Raw genomic sequence first — 18,910 nt, forward strand, 5'->3', positions numbered from 1 at the left:
GTTTGTCTGTTCTATTTTTTCGGCCATGCTAACTCCCACGGTTGTGACCATTTATCGATAGCGTCCTCAACTTCTGCTGAGCGCCATTTTTCCCCAAGAGAACCCTCTCGCGGGTCACACCTAAACTGAAACAACTCACCACTTAGCTCAAAGCGCAGCGCATAGGCATGTAAATAGCCACGATCAGAACTGTCACTCGTGTTATAGATCGCATCGCCTTTAATTGGAGAACCAATCGACTTCAATGCAACACGAATTTGGTGTGTTTTGCCGGACAGCGGCTTACACAAAAAGACCCGTTCACCGTTTTCTGCTGCAGCAGAAAAAAACTGTGTCACCGCTGGATTATTCTTTGAATTAACCAACTTCCAAGACGAGCGTCTTGAGCGCTCCATATCGCCAATTATCGTCCCTTGCTTTTTCTTTGGCTTTTTACTGCCTATAGCTAGGTAATACTTGTCTATGTCGCGTTGCTCAAATAAGCGTGAAAACTGTGCCGCGACTTCAGCTCGTTTGGCTAATATCAGTAATCCCGATGTCATTTTATCGAGTCGATGGACCAGATGAAGTGACGATGCGCCAATAGCAATTGCAACGTCCGACACCAACATAGTGTCGCCATCATCTTTATGAACGCTCACTCCTGGATATTTGTTGATGACAACAAAGTCCTCATTTTCATAATGAATATCGAACATACGATGCCTTATCGCTAAGGAATAATGGGCTGGGATAATACACAAAAGCTGCTCAATGAGCAGCTTCTAGTTTGCGATAATGTGTAGATTGCTTACAAGAATGGGTAAGCAAACACCATTATGATGGCGATAGGACAAACCACTTTGACGTAAATAGGCCAAATACGCCAAAACCAAGTTTTCTCGATCTCTGGGTTGCCTTGTTGAATTTCTTTAAGCAGAGCATTCCGACTCCAAACCCAACCAATAACCACAGCCCAAACCACTCCCAACAATGGCTGCATATACATGGTTGACGCTGTAGCTACCCAATCAAATAGCGTATCGAAATTCGCAGCGATGAGCACGCTGAACAAAAGAATAGCAGCACCCAGAATAATGGCTGACTTCTCTCGCTTGATTTTTAATTCTTCTTGCAAACACGATACTGGTACTTCCAACATAGCGATAGATGACGTCAAGGCAGCAATCACCATTAAAGCGAAGAAGGCGACACCAACCACCTCTCCCACTAATCCCATTGAGTCAAACAAACTTGGTAAGACCGTAAATACAAGATTTCCTGAACTGATCAGCTCGCCTGTTTCACTAAAGATCTGCACACCATTTGCTTTTGCAACGAACATTGCTGGAAGAATTAGTAAACCAGCAAAAAATGCTACACCAGTATCAATTATGGCGACTTGACCCGCCGTCTTGGGAATATTGACATCTTTACTTAGATAAGAACCATAAACCATCATCGCACCAACGCCGAGCGACAGGGAGAAAAATGCTTGCCCCATAGCGTTAACGACCAATCCCCCATTTACATGCTCCCAGTTAGGAACGAGGTACATTCTTAACCCATCGAGAGCACCGTCTTGAGTGAAAATGTAGATAATGAGAACCAAAAACAGTGCAAACAAAACTGGCATCAATCGTGATGACCATTTTTCGATACCATCTGCGACACCACGGCGTACCACAAACACTGTCATCAACATAAATATGACGGTCAAGAGGACGTTGCGTCCTGTTCCAAAGGTGATTAACCATTCAGAAAACTGCTGTAAGCCAATTAACTTCATAATTGGAGAGATTCCAAAGCCAATTAACCAGCCAGCTAAGATGGCGTAAAAGCTCAAGATCATTGATGCAGTTAGCATAGCAGTGGTACCAAAAAACACCGCTAATAAACGATTGTTTGTCCAAATATTTCGTAGTGATCCGATGGGGTTAGATTGCCCATATCGACCAATTGTAAGCTCAGCGACAAGCATTGGGAAAGCAAGTAGAGCCATCATCAAAAGATAGATAAGGAGGAATGCGGCCCCGCCATTACTGGCTGTTTGTGTCGGGAACCCCCAAACATTACCTAAACCCACTGCTGAACCAGCAGCAGCCATAATAAAACCAAAGCGAGAAGAGAATTGGCCTCTATCGGAACTTGCCATCAGTATGTACCATATGTGTCTATTAACTAGACGAGTTTGCGGCTGTCCATGAGATGATTTTGGCGCACAAAAAAGCTGCCTTTGATTGGCAGCCTATCCCTGTGCTCACGATCTTTTGCTTTTAAACATATGAAGTGTAATCTTTAGTTTACACTTCATATGGAATTTATATCCAAGAGCGATATAGCAAGTAAAACAGCTTATCTTTAAAATTGGAAGCGCCAAACTTCCAACTGGCCATTTTCCATTCGCTTTGCCTATAGTTTGCGGTTTATTCCATCAACTGTAAACCCCTCAACTAAGCAACTCTCCTATTCTCTTACGACTTGGTATGCCGTGCTTCGATACTAATAACATCGTCATCAAAACAACGCCGATTTGTATAGAAATTACCTATTTCATTAATTTTTATGGCTTGTGTAACAGGTTGTATTTGACAGGCAACTAACTATTCCAAATACTTGATTCTGAGCTTATTATTTGCGAAAGCGTCTTTCTATCGAGGCATAATGGACAAGGTATACCACTTTCTTACTCTCGCAGGCATCGGACTTTATTGGGTCCTAGTGGCAGGTGTCACTTTGCGCGTTGTACTAAAACGCCGTGCCGTCAGCGTTTCTCTCGCTTGGTTAATGGTGATATACATCATCCCAGTCGTTGGGGTTTTATGTTACTTCATGTTTGGTGAGCTTAACCTAGGTAGAAAGCGAGCGGATCGAGCTAGGGAAATGTTCCATCCATTTGGTGACTGGTTTTATCAACTGAATGACTGCAACGCACATGTTACCGATGGGTTAGGCACTCATATTTCGAAAATCGACCATCTGTGTAACAACAGAATGGGCATTCCAGCTCTATGTGGTAATCAACTTCAGCTACAAACTACACCACAAGAGATCCTGTTATCAGTGATCAAAGATATTGAGCAAGCCAAAGAGAGCATTCGTATGGTGTTCTACATTTGGTATCCAGGTGGATTAGCGGATTCGGTTGCATCAGCGCTCATACAAGCCGCCAAACGCGGTGTAGACGTTAAAGTCCTTCTTGACTCCGCCGGTAGCCCCACGTTCTTCAAAAAGAGTCATTGGGCACAAATGATGCGTGATGCGGGTATTGAACTGGTCGAAGGGCTAGAAGTGTCTCCTTGGCGTATTTTCCTACGTCGCTTAGATCTCCGTCAGCACAGAAAAATCATCGTTATAGACGATGAAGTGGCTTACACCGGCTCAATGAACATGGTCGACCCCGCTTACTTCAAGCAAAACTCCGGCGTGGGCCAATGGATTGATATTATGGTCCGTATCGAAGGTCCTACAGTCAATGTGCTGTCTGCAATACATTGTTGGGACTGGGAAGTAGAAACAGGCGATCGACAGCTACCAGCTCAACCCGAATGCGCTATAGAGATCCCTAAAGACTCTAAACCAGTTCAGGTCGTACCGTCTGGGCCAGGTATGCCAGACCAGTTAATTGGGCAAGTCCTCACCCTCGCAATGCATCAGGCAGAAGAGTCGGTAAGAATCACCACACCTTATTTTGTACCTAGTGCTGATTTGTTGGAAACGATCAAAACAACCGCACAACGAGGGGTCAACGTTGAGCTCATTATCCCGAAGAATAACGACTCGATTATGGTGAAATGGGCATCACGCGCATTTTACACTGACTTACTTTCCGCTGGTGTCAAAATCTACGAGTTTGATGGCGGTTTACTACATACTAAGTCGGTTGTTATCGACGAGCTCTTTTGCTTAGTGGGAACCGTCAATATGGACATGCGCAGCTTGTGGCTTAACTTTGAAGTGACCCTTGCTGTGGAAGATCCAAGCTTCACCAAAGAGATGCACCAGCTACAATCGAGCTATATTCAGCGCTCGGAGTTAGTCGACTACAGCGTGTGGAAGCAAAGAAGTATTTATCATAGATTTTTTGAAAGACTATTTTATCTCTTCAACCCACTGCTCTGACCTTAGATTTCACTCCTACCCGACAACGTTTTATGAAGGCTAAAGACTTGAAACTCTTTAGCCTTCGTGTTTTATTGCGTCTATCCTCTTTTAAAAACTCGCCTTCCTACACGAAAGTTCAAGGCTAAGACAGGGAATCTAAATGTCAGAAAGCAATACCACCAAATTTGTAACTGCTGGCCGCAGTAAGAAATGGACTAACGGCGTAGTTAACCCGCCTGTACAACGAGCTTCTACCGTTGTCTTTGACACCGTGGCGGAAAAAAAGCACGCCACCATCAACCGAGCCAACAAGACACTGTTCTACGGACGCAGAGGCACTAACACACACTTTGCCTTTCAAGATGCTATGACTGAAATTGAAGGTGGTGTTGGATGCGCGCTTTACCCATGTGGCACGGCCGCTATTTCTAACGCCATTTTGTCGTTTGTTGAGACTGGTGATCATATCCTGATGGTGGATACTTGCTACGAACCAACGCGCGATTTTTGTGATTCAATCATGAAGAAAATGGGGGTAGAAACGACCTACTATGATCCGATGATTGGTGAAGGCATTCGTGAACTGATTCAGCCCAATACCAAAATTCTATTTTTGGAATCACCTGGCTCTATCACAATGGAAGTTCAAGACGTTCCTTTGATGGCTAAGATCGCACACGAAACCGATATTATTGTCATGCTTGATAATACTTGGGGCGCTGGTGTGAATTTCTCACCTTTTGAACACGGGGTCGATGTTTCTATTCAAGCAGCTACTAAATACATCGTTGGTCACTCCGACGTTATGCTGGGTACGGCAGTGACTCACGAAAAGTACTGGGATCAATTGCGTGAACAAAGCTATCTGATGGGACAATGTGTTTCTCCAGATGATGCCTACTTAGGACTTCGTGGCATTCGCACGCTTGATGTGCGGCTGCGCCAACATGCAGAGAACAGTTTGCAAGTTGCGAAGTGGTTAGCAACGCGTGCCGAAGTCGACCATGTGCGTCACCCTGCCCTAGATACATGCCCTGGCAGTGAATATTTCCACCGAGATTTCACCGGCGGCAATGGGCTATTTAGCTTTATCCTTAAGACCAGTAATACCAAAGCAACAACGGCATTTTTGGATGGTATGAAGCACTTTAGTATGGGTTATTCTTGGGGTGGATTCGAAAGCTTAGTGTTGGCAAATGAACCAAGTAGCTTCAATTCATTACGAACGGTAGCCAACCCTAATTTTGAAGGGACGCTAATTAGACTTCACATTGGGCTGGAATGCATTGATGATCTGATTAACGATCTCAAGCAGGGCTTTGAGCGCTATAATTCCGTTATACAAGAACAAACTCTCACCCAATAAACCTCAAATGGCTTTCAGTGTTGAAAGCCATATTTAATTTACGATAAGGTACTCTTATGAGATTACGAGCAGATGTCGCTATCTTTGACATTCTGGGCCACTTACTCATCTGGTTAATTCTCAGCATTGTCACGTTTGGCATCGCGCTGTTTTTCTTCCCTTATTCATTTTCCAAGTTCATCATTAATCGCACTTACGTCATTGATGAATCCGGCAGAGAGCGAAGAATGGACTGTGATATCGATCTATTTAGCGACTTAGGTCATGTATTGCTCTGGTTTGTTATTTCAATACTGACACTAGGGATCGGCTATGTATTTTACTTTTATCGTGTTTGGAATTACGCACTCAATCACACCCGAGTAGAGTAGCATTACAGATAATCAATGAAGCTCATCGACATGTTGATGAGCCTCGTGTATTTCTGTAGAAAATTTCCTTTAGTTATAATTCACCGTCGGATCAACACACTGGTATATCTGACCAATTGACGCCTCGTTCAACAAAACTTGATGTGCAAGGCGAGCAACTTCACTTCGAGTGATCGCACCATGTACTTCAACTCCTTGCGATAACTCCCCACAATTTGTCATCTCCCCGTCTTTCAATCCACCAGGTCTCAATACTGTGTATTCCAGTTGACTGCTGGCTAACCAAGCTTCAGCTAAGGACTTCTCCCTTACCGCTGCCCCAAAGCCTACCTTCGCTCGCTCCGAAAGAAACTTCCATGAATCTCCACATCCTAATGAAGTAACCAACAGGAAACGTTCAATACCTTTTGTCTCCAGTGCGTCTATCAAGTGACGGTGTCCGAGATAATCGACAGGTACTTCGGCTCTAAAGCTGCCCATGGTTGACAACACTACGGTGTCTTTCGGAAGACATTCCACCGCTGCCTTGACATCCGGCTGTTTAGTTGCATCACAAGCAATTGATTGAACGCACAAGCTGGCCAGTTCGTCGGTCTTTTTCGGATCTCTTGCAACACCAATAACTTCCACTCCTTGACTTGCAAAATAGCGAACGGCAGCCAAACCAAGGCCACTGCTTGCACCAAAAATAGTAATACTCTTCATTTCAACACCCCACATTGATAATGATAATAATTTACACTATCAAAAATACCAGTCTAGGTGTTAAATCAAACAAGTGTGGGTTATAAGACAATTTTTCATGATAAGGTGAACCATTACACTCTTCGTTTAGCGAGAGACAAGGATGATCTAATGAGTAAAGCTGCGAAACTGTATTATGTTTATGACCCGATGTGCTCATGGTGCTGGGGTTATGCACCTACTTGGAATTTGATTAAGACACAGTTGGATGACCAACTAGACATTCAATACGTGCTCGGAGGCTTAGCCCCCGACTCCAACGTACCAATGCCATCAGAAATGCAAACTAAAATCGCCTCTTATTGGCGCAAAATCGAAAGTTATTTAGGCACTGAGTTTAATCATGATTTTTGGACCTTAAATACGCCTAAACGCTCCACTTACCCAGCCTGCCGCGCGGTGCTGGCTGCACGTAGGCAGCAGTCCGAACAAGACATGTATCGTGCTATACAGCAGGCGTATTATCTTGAAGCAAAGAATCCGAGTGAGTCAGAAGTACTTTTCGACTTAGCTATACAGGTTGGACTAGATATTGAAGCATTTAGACATGACTTTCTTTCAGCTGAGATCAGTCAGCAGCTTTCGGAAGAGATAAGATTTGCTCGTAGCATTGGCGGTAACAGCTTTCCTTCTTTATTTTTAGCCCATGATGACATCCTTGTTGAGCTACCCATTGATTATAAAAATCCCAACACAACAATCGATTTAGTCAAACAGCAACTCTGAACGTTCTAGAGACGAAAAAAAACCTGTCTCATTGAGACAGGTTTTTCACTACAAATGTTGATTACTCTTCAGTAGCTGAATCGTCAGCCGCTGAGTCGTCAGCCGCTAAATCTCCAGATTCTGGCGCTTGAGTCTCTGCATTTGCTTCAACTTCTTCGCCCTCTGGCAACTCTGACTCTTCAACTTCATCAATACGCTGCAAACCAACGACTGACTCGTCAGACGCGGTGCGGATAAGCGTAACACCTTGAGTATTACGACCAACTTGACTCACTTCAGCAACGCGAGTACGAACTAGCGTTCCTGCGTCAGTGATCATCATCATTTCGTCGCCCTCTTCAACTTGAATCGCGCCAACTACTGGACCGTTTCGCTCAGAAACTTTGATAGATACAACACCTTGTGTTGCACGACCTTTCGTTGGGTACTCTTCAAGTTCAGTACGCTTACCGTAACCATTTTGTGTCACGGTTAGAATGTCACCTTGGTTAGAAGGAACAATCAATGACACCACTTGGTCTTCATCTGCCAGTTTCATACCACGGACACCTGCCGCAGTTCGACCCATAGCACGTACTTTGTCTTCGCTGAATCGAACTACTTTACCCTGCTTCGAGAACAGCATGATGTCACTTTGACCATCGGTGATATCAACGCCGATTAGCGAATCATCATCACGTAGGTTTACAGCAATTAGGCCGTTTGCACGAACGTTAGAGAATTGGTCTAGAGAAGTCTTCTTAACGGTACCGTCACCAGTCGCCATAAAGATAAATTTCTCTGAGCTAAATTCACTTACAGGAAGAATTGCCGTAATACGCTCACCTTCTTCTAGTGGAAGAATGTTAACGATCGGCTTACCACGAGCAGTTCGACTTGCGAGTGGCAATTGATAAACTTTCAGACGGTAAGTCTTACCGCGCGTAGAGAAGCACAAGATATTGTCGTGAGTATTTGCAACAAGCAGGCGCTCGATGTAATCCTCTTCCTTCATCTTAGTCGCACTCTTACCTTTACCACCACGACGCTGTGCTTCGTAGTCGCTTAGGATTTGATACTTCACATAACCTTCGTGAGACAAAGTGACTACTACGTCTTCACGAGCGATTAGCTCTTCCATATCAATATCGTGAACCGCCGCTGTGATTTCACTACGACGCTCATCACCGTATGTTGCTTGAACTAGTTCAAGTTCTTCGGTGATCACTTCCATCAAGCGCTCTGTGCTTGCAAGAATGTGCATCAGTTCTGCAATTTCTTCTAGAAGTGCTTTGTACTCATCAAGAATCTTCTCGTGCTCTAGACCAGTTAAACGGTGTAGGCGAAGTTCAAGAATCGCTTGAGCTTGTTGCTCCGTTAGGTAGTACAGACCGTCACGAATACCGTATTGGTCTTCTAGCCAATCTGGACGAGCTGCATCGGTACCAGCACGCTCTAGCATAGAAGCTACGCTACCTAGCTCCCAACCGCGAGAAACCAGGCCTACTTTTGCTTCAGCTGGTGTTGGTGCGTTCTTGATAAGTTCAATAACTTCATCAATGTTCGCAAGTGCTAGAGATAGCGCTTCTAGAATGTGAGCACGGTCTCTTGCTTTACGAAGTTCGAAGATAGTACGACGAGTCACAACCTCACGGCGGTGATCAACGAAGCACTTCAGCATGTCCTTAAGATTGAACAGCTGTGGCTGACCATTGTTTAGGGCAACCATGTTGATGCCGAATGTCGTTTGCAGCTGAGTCTGTGAGTACAGGTTGTTTAGAACCACTTCACCTACTGCGTCACGCTTACATTCGATAACAATGCGCATACCGTCTTTATCAGACTCATCACGTAGTGCGCTAATGCCTTCTACTTTCTTATCTTTAACTAGCTCTGCAATCTTTTCGATTAAGCGAGCTTTGTTCACCTGATAAGGGATCTCGGTAACAATGATGGTTTCTTTACCATTCTTGTCTTCTTCGATCTCTGCTTTAGAACGCATGTAGACCTTACCACGACCCGTCTTGTAAGCATCGATGATGCCCTTACGACCACTGATCAGTGCCGCTGTCGGGAAATCTGGGCCTGGGATGTAATCCATGAGCTCATCAATCGTGATGTCTTCGTTCTTGATGTACGCCAAGCAGCCATCGATAACTTCGTTTAAGTTATGTGGTGGAATGTTTGTCGCCATACCAACAGCGATACCTGACGCACCATTAACCAAAAGGTTTGGAATTTTTGTCGGTAGTACGGCTGGAATTTGTTCAGTTCCATCATAGTTAGGAACGTAGTCAACCGTCTCTTTGTCTAGATCCGCTAGCAACTCATGAGCGATTTTCGCCATGCGGACTTCGGTATAACGCATTGCCGCCGCAGAGTCGCCGTCAATCGAGCCGAAGTTACCTTGACCATCGACCAACATGTAGCGAAGTGAGAAAGGCTGCGCCATACGAACGATGGTGTCGTATACCGCACTATCACCGTGTGGGTGATACTTACCGATTACATCGCCGACCACACGGGCAGACTTTTTATATGGTTTATTCCAATCATTACCTAGAACATTCATCGCGAACAAAACGCGGCGGTGAACAGGTTTTAGACCATCACGCACATCTGGAAGAGCACGACCCACGATAACTGACATCGCGTAGTCGAGATAAGAGCCTCTCAGCTCATCTTCAATGTTTACGGGCGTGATCTCTTTAGCTAGATCGCTCATAGAGCCAATATCCCTCTATATTTTGATCGTATACTCGATACGTATAAGGTGACAAAATATAACACATTAATACCGTGTTCGGCATCACTTTCCCTTCGCTTTTATCATGTTGTGACCTTGGTTGCGATTCAAACGTCCACAATTTGCACATTTCCAATCTATGACTCTGAAAATCGGCGAAAAAACCGTCAATTAATCAGATAAATAGTGTGCTGGATAAAGAATTCTGAGGATTCTGCCTACGAGAAGATATTTCCCAATCCAATTTGCGGTATACTGCGTCGCAACCTTGGAACAAAACTCTTGGCATATATGGATAAGCAACAAAACGTAGACCTCAACGAAATTAAGAAATTTGAAGAGATGGCAAGTCGCTGGTGGGATCTTGAAGGTGAGTTCAAACCACTACATCAAATCAACCCTCTCAGACTCAATTATGTTTTAGAAAAGGCCAATGGCTTGTTTGGTAAAACCGTTCTTGATGTAGGTTGTGGCGGCGGTATCCTTGCAGAAAGTATGGCGAAACAAGGTGCTGAAGTTACAGGGTTAGACATGGGTAAAGAGCCGCTTGAAGTCGCCAGGCTGCATGCATTAGAAACAGGCACCAAACTGACCTATGTGCAAAGTACAGTAGAACAGCACGCCGCTGAAAACGCAGGCAAATATGATGTCGTAACATGTATGGAAATGCTAGAACACGTGCCAGATCCTGCATCAGTCATCGCATCATGTTCAAAACTGGTTAAGCCTGGTGGCCAAGTATTCTTCTCCACCCTTAACCGCAACTTGCAGTCTTACTTATTTGCTATCGTTGGTGCAGAGAAGCTGCTTAAAATAGTTCCAGATGGCACACACTCACATGACAAATTCATCAAGCCTTCAGAACTTATCAAGATGATCGATAAAACTGACCTTACGGAGAAAGGGATTACAGGACTTCTCTATAATCCACTAACCGATACCTATAAACTGGGTAATCGTGTCGATGTGAACTACATCGTGTTCACCGAAAAGTCGCTTTAAGTTCCTCTATATCTAGTGCCAATTTCCTTCGGTTAATTGGCACTCAGCTTCGTTAATTTTCACACACAAATCATTTACAAAAACAAGACACTTTCGCCGATTTTGTGTGCCGATATCGCAGTTTTATTGAGCTAAAGAATAACAACCAAAAATTGGCAAAGATCAAGGAATTTTTTTTCGTCTTTGTTTAAAACAAAACCAATCTGCTAGCACGCAAATTTCACTACTAAGTCAGGTCTATCTTCAGTGGTAAGTATCTACTAACTGAAATTTTTCTTTCCCCTAGTTATCCACAAGACATTCAATTTCTCAAACTTGAAAATCTCCCGCTATAGCACTATCTTGTAACTCGTAGTTAAGATGACCCCTATATCTTGTGTTGGAAGCCGAAACGTATAGGGTGACATTGATCACGAAGCTATCGCTAAGACTCAACAAAATTTCATAAAAGCGAAGCTTCATATTGTTTTGTTAGGGAACACCTCAGAATGAACCAACAACTTACCGTTACTAAGCGTAATGGCCGCAAAGAAAGTATCGATCTCGAAAAAATCCATCGCGTCATCGCATGGGCTGCAGAAGGGCTTAACAACGTTTCTGTATCTCAGGTAGAACTCAAGGCTCACATCCAGTTTTATGATGGTATTACTACGTCAGATATCCACGAAACTATCATCAAGTCTGCTGCAGATTTGATTTCAGAAGATGCACCAGACTATCAATATCTAGCTGCGCGTTTAGCTATCTTCCACCTTCGTAAAAAAGCTTATGGCCAATATGAACCACCAGCGCTATTTGACCATGTTTCTAAAATGGTAGAGATGGGCAAGTACGATGCACATCTATTGGAAGATTACACTAAGTCTGAACTAGATGAGTTGGATAGCTATATCGACCACACTCGAGATCACGACTTCTCATACGCTGCCGTTAAACAGCTTGAAGGTAAGTACTTCGTTCAAAACCGTGTTTCTGGTCAGATTTACGAAAGTGCACAGTTCCTCTACATCCTGGTAGCGGCTTGCCTATTCGCTAAGTATCCAAAAGCGACTCGTCTTGACTATATCAAGCGCTTTTACGATGCAACGTCAACATTCAAGATTTCTCTACCGACACCAATTATGTCAGGTGTTCGTACTCCTACGCGCCAATTTAGTTCGTGCGTATTGATTGAATGTGGCGATAGCCTAGATTCTATTAACGCAACAGCAAGCTCAATTGTTCGTTACGTTTCACAACGTGCTGGTATCGGTATCAATGCTGGTCGTATTCGCGCGCTGGGTTCTGAAATCCGTGGAGGCGAAGCCTTCCACACCGGTTGTATCCCATTCTACAAGTACTTCCAAACAGCAGTAAAATGCTGCTCGCAAGGTGGTGTTCGTGGTGGTGCAGCAACTGTGTTCTACCCAATGTGGCATGGCGAAGTACAATCACTACTTGTTCTTAAGAACAACCGTGGTGTAGAAGAAAACCGTGTACGTCACATGGATTACGGTGTTCAGCTGAACAAACTCATGTATGCTCGCCTAGTTCAAGGCGGCAACATCACTCTATTCTCGCCTTCAGATGTACCGGGTCTATATGATGCGTTCTTCGAAGATCAAGATGAGTTTGAACGTCTATACGTTAAGTACGAAAACGATCCGTCAATTAAGAAAGAGACCGTTAAAGCGGTAGAGCTATTCTCTCTGCTGATGCAAGAGCGTGCTTCTACAGGTCGTATCTACATTCAGAACGTAGACCATTGTAATACGCACAGCCCATTTGATTCGAAAGTTGCGCCAGTTCGCCAATCTAACCTATGTTTAGAAATCGCACTGCCAACTAAGCCATTGTCAAACGTAGAAGACGATTCAGGTGAAATCGCTCTATGTACACTTTCGGCATTTAACCTTGGTGCAATCAACGAGCTCGATGACCTAAAAGATCTATCGGACCTCGTGGTTCGTGCTCTTGATGCTCTACTTGATTATCAAGACTATCCATTACCAGCTGCTTATAAGTCTACGATGAATCGTCGTACGCTGGGTGTCGGTGTTATTAACTATGCCTACTACCTTGCGAAAAATGGTGTTAAATACTCTGACGGTTCTGCAAATAACCTTACTCACCGTACATTCGAAGCGATTCAGTACCACTTACTAAAAGCGTCTGTTGAACTGGCGAAAGAGCAAGGCCGATGCCCATCATTCCATGAGACGAACTATGCGAAAGGTCTATTACCTATCGACACTTACAAGAATGATGTTGATTTAGTATGTGACGAACCACTGCACTATGATTGGGACGCACTACGTTCTGAAATCATGGAGTTTGGTCTACGTAACTCAACACTGACGGCGCTAATGCCATCTGAGACTTCCTCTCAGATTTCTAACGCGACTAACGGTATCGAACCACCTCGTGGCTACGTTTCAGTGAAAGCATCGAAAGACGGTATCCTGAAGCAGGTTGTTCCAGACTTCGCTAATCTAAAAGAGAACTACGAACTACTTTGGAACATCGGCAACAACGACGGTTACTTGCATCTAGTAGGTATCATGCAGAAATTCGTTGACCAAGCGATCTCAGCAAATACTAACTATGACCCAAGCGTTTACGAAAGCGGCAAAGTGCCGATGAAGAAATTGCTTCAAGACCTACTCACCGCGTATAAATATGGCGTGAAGACACTTTACTACCATAACACTCGTGACGGTGCGAAAGACGACCAAAGCGACAAATCTACAGTAGTAGTTGAGCAAGATGACGATTGCGCAGGCGGCGGCTGTAAGATTTAATATCTCGCAGTAAACAAGTTAAGATTTTCTCGCCCTTCCCTTAAGCGGAGGGGCTTAAAAAGGATTGCAGCACAATGGCTTACAGTACTTTTACCCAAATAAAGAATAACGCACTAAAAGAACCAATGTTCCTAGGTCAACCAGTGAACGTTGCGCGTTATGACCAACAGAAATTTGAGATTTTTGAAAAGCTGATTGAGAAGCAGCTTTCCTTCTTCTGGCGTCCAGAAGAAGTCGATGTATCAAGCGATCGCATTGACTACAACAAATTGCCAGAGCATGAAAAACACATTTTCATCAGTAACCTTAAGTATCAAACTCTGCTTGATTCTATCCAAGGCCGTAGTCCAAACGTTGCACTACTTCCATTAGTTTCCTTGCCAGAGCTAGAAACATGGATCGAGACATGGTCATTCTCTGAGACTATCCACTCTCGTTCATACACGCACATCATTCGTAACATCGTGAACGATCCAGGTGTGGTTTTTGATGATATCGTTGAAAACGAACACATCCTAAAGCGTGCGAAGGACATCGCACACTACTACGATGACCTGATTCAAGCGACAAACGACTACCACCGCTTCGGTGAAGGTACGCACAACATCAAAGGCGAAGAAGTTAAAGTTAACTTGTACGATCTGAAGAAGAAGCTGTACCTATGCTTGATGTCAGTGAACGCACTGGAAGCGATTCGTTTCTACGTAAGTTTCGCTTGCTCGTTCGCGTTCGCAGAGCGTGAACTGATGGAAGGTAACGCGAAAATCATCAAGCTGATTGCTCGTGATGAAGCGCTGCACCTAACCGGTACTCAGCACATGATTAACCTGCTGCGTAACGGGCAAGACGATTTCTCATTCATGCAAATCGCGGAAGAATGTAAGCAGGACTGTTTCGACCTATTCAAAGAAGCGGCAGAGCAAGAAAAAGAGTGGGCAGAATACCTATTCAAAGACGGCTCTATGATTGGTCTTAACAAAGATATCCTGTGCCAATATGTTGAATATATCTCCAACGTTCGTATGCAGGCAGTTGGTCTTGATGCAGCTTACCCAGAAGCTACATCGAACCCAATTCCTTGGATTAACGCTTGGTTGTCATCTGATAATGTACAGGTTGCACCACAAGAAGCAGAGATCAGTTCTTACCTTGTCGGTCAAATCGACAATGAAGTAAACGCAGACGACTTCGAGGGCTTCGAACTTTAATGCCAACCATTAAGATAAACTCTATCACCACTATAGAGTCTAACCCTTCAAACACAGTCTTAGAGACTATGGAGCAAGCAGGGTTAGAACCTGAATACAACTGTCGAGACGGGCACTGTGGCGCTTGCCGCTGTACACTGGTTTCGGGAGAAGTGGAATATGTAGGGTTTGCAATGGCATATACACAAGGTAATGAAATCCTGCCTTGTATTTGTCGAGCGAAAACTGATATCGAGCTCGACAATATTGCGCATCAAGTTAAGAAGCGAGCATAGCTCAAGTCATTCCCAAAACGGCTCTCCAGAGCCGTTTTTTATTGCTGCGGGTTTGAGCAGGTGTAGTCAGCGAGTGTGCAATTCCCTTCACTAAATCGTACAACATTAAAAATAACCCTTTACAAGGTGTTTTATAAGCCCCATACTGGCGCCGCTCTGTTGTTCAGAGTTATTAAATGAAATATCCAGTTGTAAAAGTAAAACTCTCAGAATCTCTTCGTTATTGTTGTCATCCTCAGTGTTTCCCTAAGCTTCATCGATACATTAAATAATTCCAGCCCATCAGCGCATCGCAACAATTTTAAATTTATATAAGGGACACATCATGTCTAACAAAGTAAACGGCACAGTAAAATGGTTTAACGAAGAGAAAGGCTTCGGCTTCCTAGCTCAAGAAAATGGCGGTGCTGACGTATTCGTTCATTTCCGTGCTATCGCATCTGAAGGTTTCAAAACTCTAGCAGAAGGCCAAAAAGTGTCTTTTGAAGTAGAGCAAGGCCAGAAAGGTCTTCAAGCTGCAAACGTTGTAGCTCTATAAGATTTTATTGATGAAAGCGGCATCATTAACCGCTTTCATCTTATCTTTTCACTTTGGATTTTAGAAAAAACTAGCAATAACCTCTCCTCTCAACGTTCTCGCTATACATTTCTCTATCAAGCAACACGCTCAAACATCCATCACTCTCTGATGGTATTAAATCTACAATTAGCATCATTATATTTAGGTAAATTATGTCTCGATCTATCGGCAGAAAACGCTTTTGGTTTTACCAAAACCGTGAATCCACTAAAAACACACAAAAATCCAAATAGGAGAAATATGAAAGTAACGTTTAAATCAATCAAAGATAATGTAACTTGGGTCTCTGAACCGCACCAACTAAACAGCGATATTTTGCTTAGACACTTCCTCACCAGAGCAAAAACCAAAGACCTAAATTTGGCGTTTAGTTACTGTGAATCTACTCATACTGGCACCATTACCAACGTCCATGACGAGCTAATCGGAAAGTTCTCACTACAGGCTTGATAATCAGTACCTTCACTACTAAGGCCAGTATCCATTGACCATCACTATAACTAATCATAAACACTATCCATCAACGTGCTTACCGCCTTCAGCACCTTGATAATATTGCGACTTTTATAGTGACTCTCTCGCCTTACTCTCTCTCGTCACAACACTCAACCTTTATCACAGCAGTAATTTGATCAATCTTAGGTTAATGCGTATCCGTTGGCGGAGATAAAATCATTTTGATTTTCGCTCTTAACGTCAGATCTTTGCGTGATAAGTCATTTAGCATATCTTTCCATTCGGCAAAAGTAACCGTGATTGGATTGAAGCTATTAACTGGCTTACTGATTCCATAACGAACTTCTTCTACTTCAGGCTCAAAAGTCCCAAACATTCGATCCCAGATAATCAGAATTCCCGCGTAGTTTTTGTCTATGTATTGCGCGTTGACACCATGATGAACCCGATGGTGCGATGGGGTATTAATCACCCATTCAAGGGGCCCCAAGCGACGTATCCATTGTGTATGAACAAAGAACTGTAGACCTAGATTCAGCAGCACTACAAATACCACCCATTTAGGGTCGAAACCTATAATGACCAGTGGCATCCAAAACAGCCACATTCCCGCTAGCGGGTACATTAAGCTCTGTCTAAATGCGGTACTGAAGTTCATATTCTCGGAACTATGGTGGACAACGTGAGCAGCCCACATCCAGCGAATGCGATGACTCGCTCGATGGAACCAATAGTAGAAAAAGTCTTGTAATACCATTAACGCCAAAAACATGCCTAATGACATCTTGATATCAAAAAGTTTCCAGCCAAACACTAGCAGGTATAGTTTGGCGATAAACAGCCCCGCAACGAGATCGGTAAGTTGATGAAGCCCAGCCAACGAGAAGTTACATGCCAATTCCTTTAGAGAGTACTGCGCAGAGCTTGGCAGGCGGTTTCCCCGTTGACCAAGCCAATACTCGAGCACCATCATAATGACAAATAAAGGAGCTAATACAATTAACAACCACTCCGGGTTTTGAACAAGTTTATCCATCATATTCCATTGATTCTTTGTTTGTATTTACCACTTTGCAAAGTGGTCTTCGGTTAATCCCATTACTTGCGAAAGTTGATACTCGCGACCTTCTTCATCCTTTACAACACCAGAAAAATGGCCAATGAACTGGCGAAAATTACTTTTAAGTACCCAAAGATTGAGTTTCTCTTTACGAGCATTAAGCGGTTGAAAGGTCAAATCAATTCGCCCTTGCTCATCATAAATGCGCCAGTCAGAGTCTGGTACTTGTCGGTCAAAATCAAACATTACACCCGCTAATAGACTACGCTTACCATTAACCCAAAGTACATTTTCAGTTACTCCCGTCTCGTTAACTCCAGCCGCGAGATTAAGACCAATTGTCACACCTTGAGCTTTGCCGTTAATGCTCGCCCAGCGCCAACTTGTTTCACGCCTCATAAAACCTGCTGAAAAGTCATACCCGCCTAGACAACTTTCCATCGGTTGCGTTTGACCACCTACCTTGAACTCTCCCCTCACATTCAATGCATTATGCTTTTGCGTATAAGTCCATCCGTTGTAGCCTGTAGGCGATGAAACCATTAGCGGTGTACTTTCTGCATCTCCGGCATCAAGCAATACGTCCAATTCGAACGCTTTACACTTAGCTCGAACCCGCCACTCTCCCTCTTCAATATCAAAACAAATCTGCCCTTGATTGAACTGTGCTTTCCCTTTCCAAGGCGACGCTGTGAGTGAATACCCTAATCCCACGGGACGCATCCAACTCTCTTCAACGAGTTGTTTTTTTTCAATGTCATAGAGATAGCAAAAACTGGTTCCAAGGTAGCGAATATCAGCGATCGCTATGCCTAAAACGTATTTGGAAGTAAAAATACTGACAAACTGAAACTGCTTGTAATGGAAATATTTAGCGAGTGAACTGCGTTCTCTATCCATTGTGGAATAGTAGCGAAAGCTGGCAATGTCTAGTGCTTCAGGAATGGATAAAAGATGACCGTAGTTAGGTTTACCATCTACTCCCATTAGCGATTTAATTTGTTGAACAGAAGGCGTATTCATTCTAGTACTTTCTCTTCTCATAGCCTTATTTAGGCCTTATTTTTGTTGGTTCACAAAGTGTGGGTTCGCAAAGTATGAGACAAGAATCGGCAACTGTGGACAAATTAGAGCAAAAGCACAAAATGGATCACAGAATCGTACAAATAAACATCAGAAAAAGAAAAGGCTGATCAAATTGATCAGCCTAAAGTAACTTGAATTGGGTCTCAGTCGACAGTCGACAATATGGAGTCTGCTGTACCCATAGAAACATGTTTGTCTGCAATGCGACGTCCACCATCATCGTAGAGCGAGATTCTAAAACCGTCATCAGACAGGATCTCTTCCATAGGAGCCTTCAACCACATAGCCGCTATATCACCGCATTTTTTGCTGAGTGCTTCGCCAAGCATAATCTGCTCATTGGCGATCTGATAAAACACTCTTATTCTTGATTGCTGGATCATATTTACCCCTCCTACACACCACCATTTTCAGGGTGAACATTGATTTTAATCAAATAAAAAGAAAG

At 43.6% G+C, this 18,910-nt stretch carries 17 protein-coding genes; 10 read left to right on the plus strand and 7 right to left on the minus strand.

Translation table 11 applies throughout. The features are described from left to right. Positions 1–11 precede the first annotated feature (11 nt). Together L2W36_RS07615 and L2W36_RS07620 are read right to left on the minus strand one after the other, a co-directional pair. The gene (locus L2W36_RS07615) at positions 12–698 is read right to left on the minus strand and encodes a TIGR01621 family pseudouridine synthase (protein ID WP_006072220.1); all 687 of its coding nucleotides are present in this window, start codon (positions 696–698) and stop codon (positions 12–14) included. 92 nt (positions 699–790) lie between these two features. Further along, the gene (locus L2W36_RS07620; protein ID WP_236109719.1) at positions 791–2,134 is read right to left on the minus strand and encodes a sodium-dependent transporter; all 1,344 of its coding nucleotides are present in this window, start codon (positions 2,132–2,134) and stop codon (positions 791–793) included. 509 nt (positions 2,135–2,643) lie between these two features. On the opposite strand from L2W36_RS07620, the gene cls reads away from it, so the two are divergent. The 3 genes from cls (at position 2,644) to L2W36_RS07635 (ending at position 5,820) form a co-directional block, all read left to right on the plus strand. Next, positions 2,644–4,101 (plus strand): cardiolipin synthase, encoded by a 1,458-nt coding sequence (cls, locus tag L2W36_RS07625; protein ID WP_038228207.1) that lies wholly within the window; start codon positions 2,644–2,646, stop codon positions 4,099–4,101. 142 nt (positions 4,102–4,243) lie between these two features. Beyond that, complete coding sequence (locus tag L2W36_RS07630) at positions 4,244–5,449, plus strand: cystathionine beta-lyase (RefSeq protein ID WP_236109720.1); 1,206 nt, start codon at positions 4,244–4,246, stop codon at positions 5,447–5,449. A gap of 56 nt (positions 5,450–5,505) precedes the next feature. Further along, the gene (locus L2W36_RS07635; RefSeq protein ID WP_006072214.1) at positions 5,506–5,820 is read left to right on the plus strand and encodes a DUF6693 family protein; all 315 of its coding nucleotides are present in this window, start codon (positions 5,506–5,508) and stop codon (positions 5,818–5,820) included. A 69-nt stretch (positions 5,821–5,889) separates the two neighbouring features. Here L2W36_RS07635 and L2W36_RS07640 read toward each other — a convergent pair whose 3' ends face one another. Continuing rightward, positions 5,890–6,525 carry an SDR family NAD(P)-dependent oxidoreductase gene (locus tag L2W36_RS07640; RefSeq protein ID WP_236109721.1) on the minus strand — a complete coding sequence of 212 codons (636 nt, stop codon included), beginning with the start codon at positions 6,523–6,525 and terminating at the stop codon, positions 5,890–5,892. A 150-nt stretch (positions 6,526–6,675) separates the two neighbouring features. Between L2W36_RS07640 and L2W36_RS07645 the strand changes: the two genes are divergently transcribed. Then, positions 6,676–7,290: a DsbA family protein gene (locus tag L2W36_RS07645; protein WP_236109722.1), complete on the plus strand. Its 615-nt coding sequence runs from the start codon at positions 6,676–6,678 to the stop codon at positions 7,288–7,290. A gap of 61 nt (positions 7,291–7,351) precedes the next feature. Here L2W36_RS07645 and gyrA read toward each other — a convergent pair whose 3' ends face one another. Beyond that, entirely contained in the window at positions 7,352–9,994 is a 2,643-nt protein-coding gene (gene gyrA, locus L2W36_RS07650) for a DNA topoisomerase (ATP-hydrolyzing) subunit A (RefSeq protein WP_236109723.1), read from the minus strand. 312 nt (positions 9,995–10,306) lie between these two features. Here gyrA and ubiG point away from each other — a divergent pair, with 312 nt between their 5' ends. The 6 genes from ubiG to L2W36_RS07680 all read left to right on the plus strand — a co-directional run bounded on the left by ubiG (position 10,307) and on the right by L2W36_RS07680 (position 16,310). Continuing rightward, on the plus strand, positions 10,307–11,017 hold the full coding sequence (ubiG, locus tag L2W36_RS07655) for a bifunctional 2-polyprenyl-6-hydroxyphenol methylase/3-demethylubiquinol 3-O-methyltransferase UbiG (protein ID WP_038228201.1): 711 nt from the start codon (positions 10,307–10,309) through the stop codon (positions 11,015–11,017). A gap of 488 nt (positions 11,018–11,505) precedes the next feature. Then, positions 11,506–13,797 carry a class 1a ribonucleoside-diphosphate reductase subunit alpha gene (gene nrdA / locus L2W36_RS07660; protein WP_062461019.1) on the plus strand — a complete coding sequence of 764 codons (2,292 nt, stop codon included), beginning with the start codon at positions 11,506–11,508 and terminating at the stop codon, positions 13,795–13,797. Between the two features lie 74 nt (positions 13,798–13,871). Beyond that, positions 13,872–15,005 (plus strand): class Ia ribonucleoside-diphosphate reductase subunit beta, encoded by a 1,134-nt coding sequence (gene nrdB / locus L2W36_RS07665; protein WP_236109724.1) that lies wholly within the window; start codon positions 13,872–13,874, stop codon positions 15,003–15,005. Beyond that, the gene (yfaE, locus tag L2W36_RS07670) at positions 15,005–15,280 is read left to right on the plus strand and encodes a class I ribonucleotide reductase maintenance protein YfaE (protein ID WP_006073928.1); all 276 of its coding nucleotides are present in this window, start codon (positions 15,005–15,007) and stop codon (positions 15,278–15,280) included. The genes nrdB and yfaE overlap by 1 nt, the downstream gene beginning before the upstream one ends. A 325-nt stretch (positions 15,281–15,605) precedes the next feature. Next, a complete protein-coding gene (gene cspE / locus L2W36_RS07675; RefSeq protein ID WP_006073927.1) occupies positions 15,606–15,818 on the plus strand; it encodes a transcription antiterminator/RNA stability regulator CspE in 213 nt (70 codons plus the stop codon). Between the two features lie 282 nt (positions 15,819–16,100). Beyond that, positions 16,101–16,310 (plus strand): hypothetical protein, encoded by a 210-nt coding sequence (locus L2W36_RS07680; RefSeq protein ID WP_038222859.1) that lies wholly within the window; start codon positions 16,101–16,103, stop codon positions 16,308–16,310. Positions 16,311–16,503: 193 nt separating this feature from the next. Here the strand turns inward: L2W36_RS07680 and L2W36_RS07685 are convergent, their stop codons facing one another. From L2W36_RS07685 to L2W36_RS07695, 3 genes are all read right to left on the minus strand, one after another. Continuing rightward, positions 16,504–17,355: a sterol desaturase family protein gene (locus tag L2W36_RS07685; protein WP_443088384.1), complete on the minus strand. Its 852-nt coding sequence runs from the start codon at positions 17,353–17,355 to the stop codon at positions 16,504–16,506. 24 nt (positions 17,356–17,379) lie between these two features. Next, the gene (locus L2W36_RS07690) at positions 17,380–18,399 is read right to left on the minus strand and encodes a DUF2804 domain-containing protein (RefSeq protein ID WP_236109725.1); all 1,020 of its coding nucleotides are present in this window, start codon (positions 18,397–18,399) and stop codon (positions 17,380–17,382) included. A 206-nt stretch (positions 18,400–18,605) separates the two neighbouring features. Continuing rightward, positions 18,606–18,845 (minus strand): hypothetical protein, encoded by a 240-nt coding sequence (locus L2W36_RS07695; protein WP_006073920.1) that lies wholly within the window; start codon positions 18,843–18,845, stop codon positions 18,606–18,608. Positions 18,846–18,910: the final 65 nt, after the last annotated feature.

This window comes from Vibrio sp. McD22-P3 (genome assembly GCF_021568915.1).
GTDB classification, from domain to species: Bacteria; Pseudomonadota; Gammaproteobacteria; order Enterobacterales; family Vibrionaceae; genus Vibrio; species Vibrio mediterranei.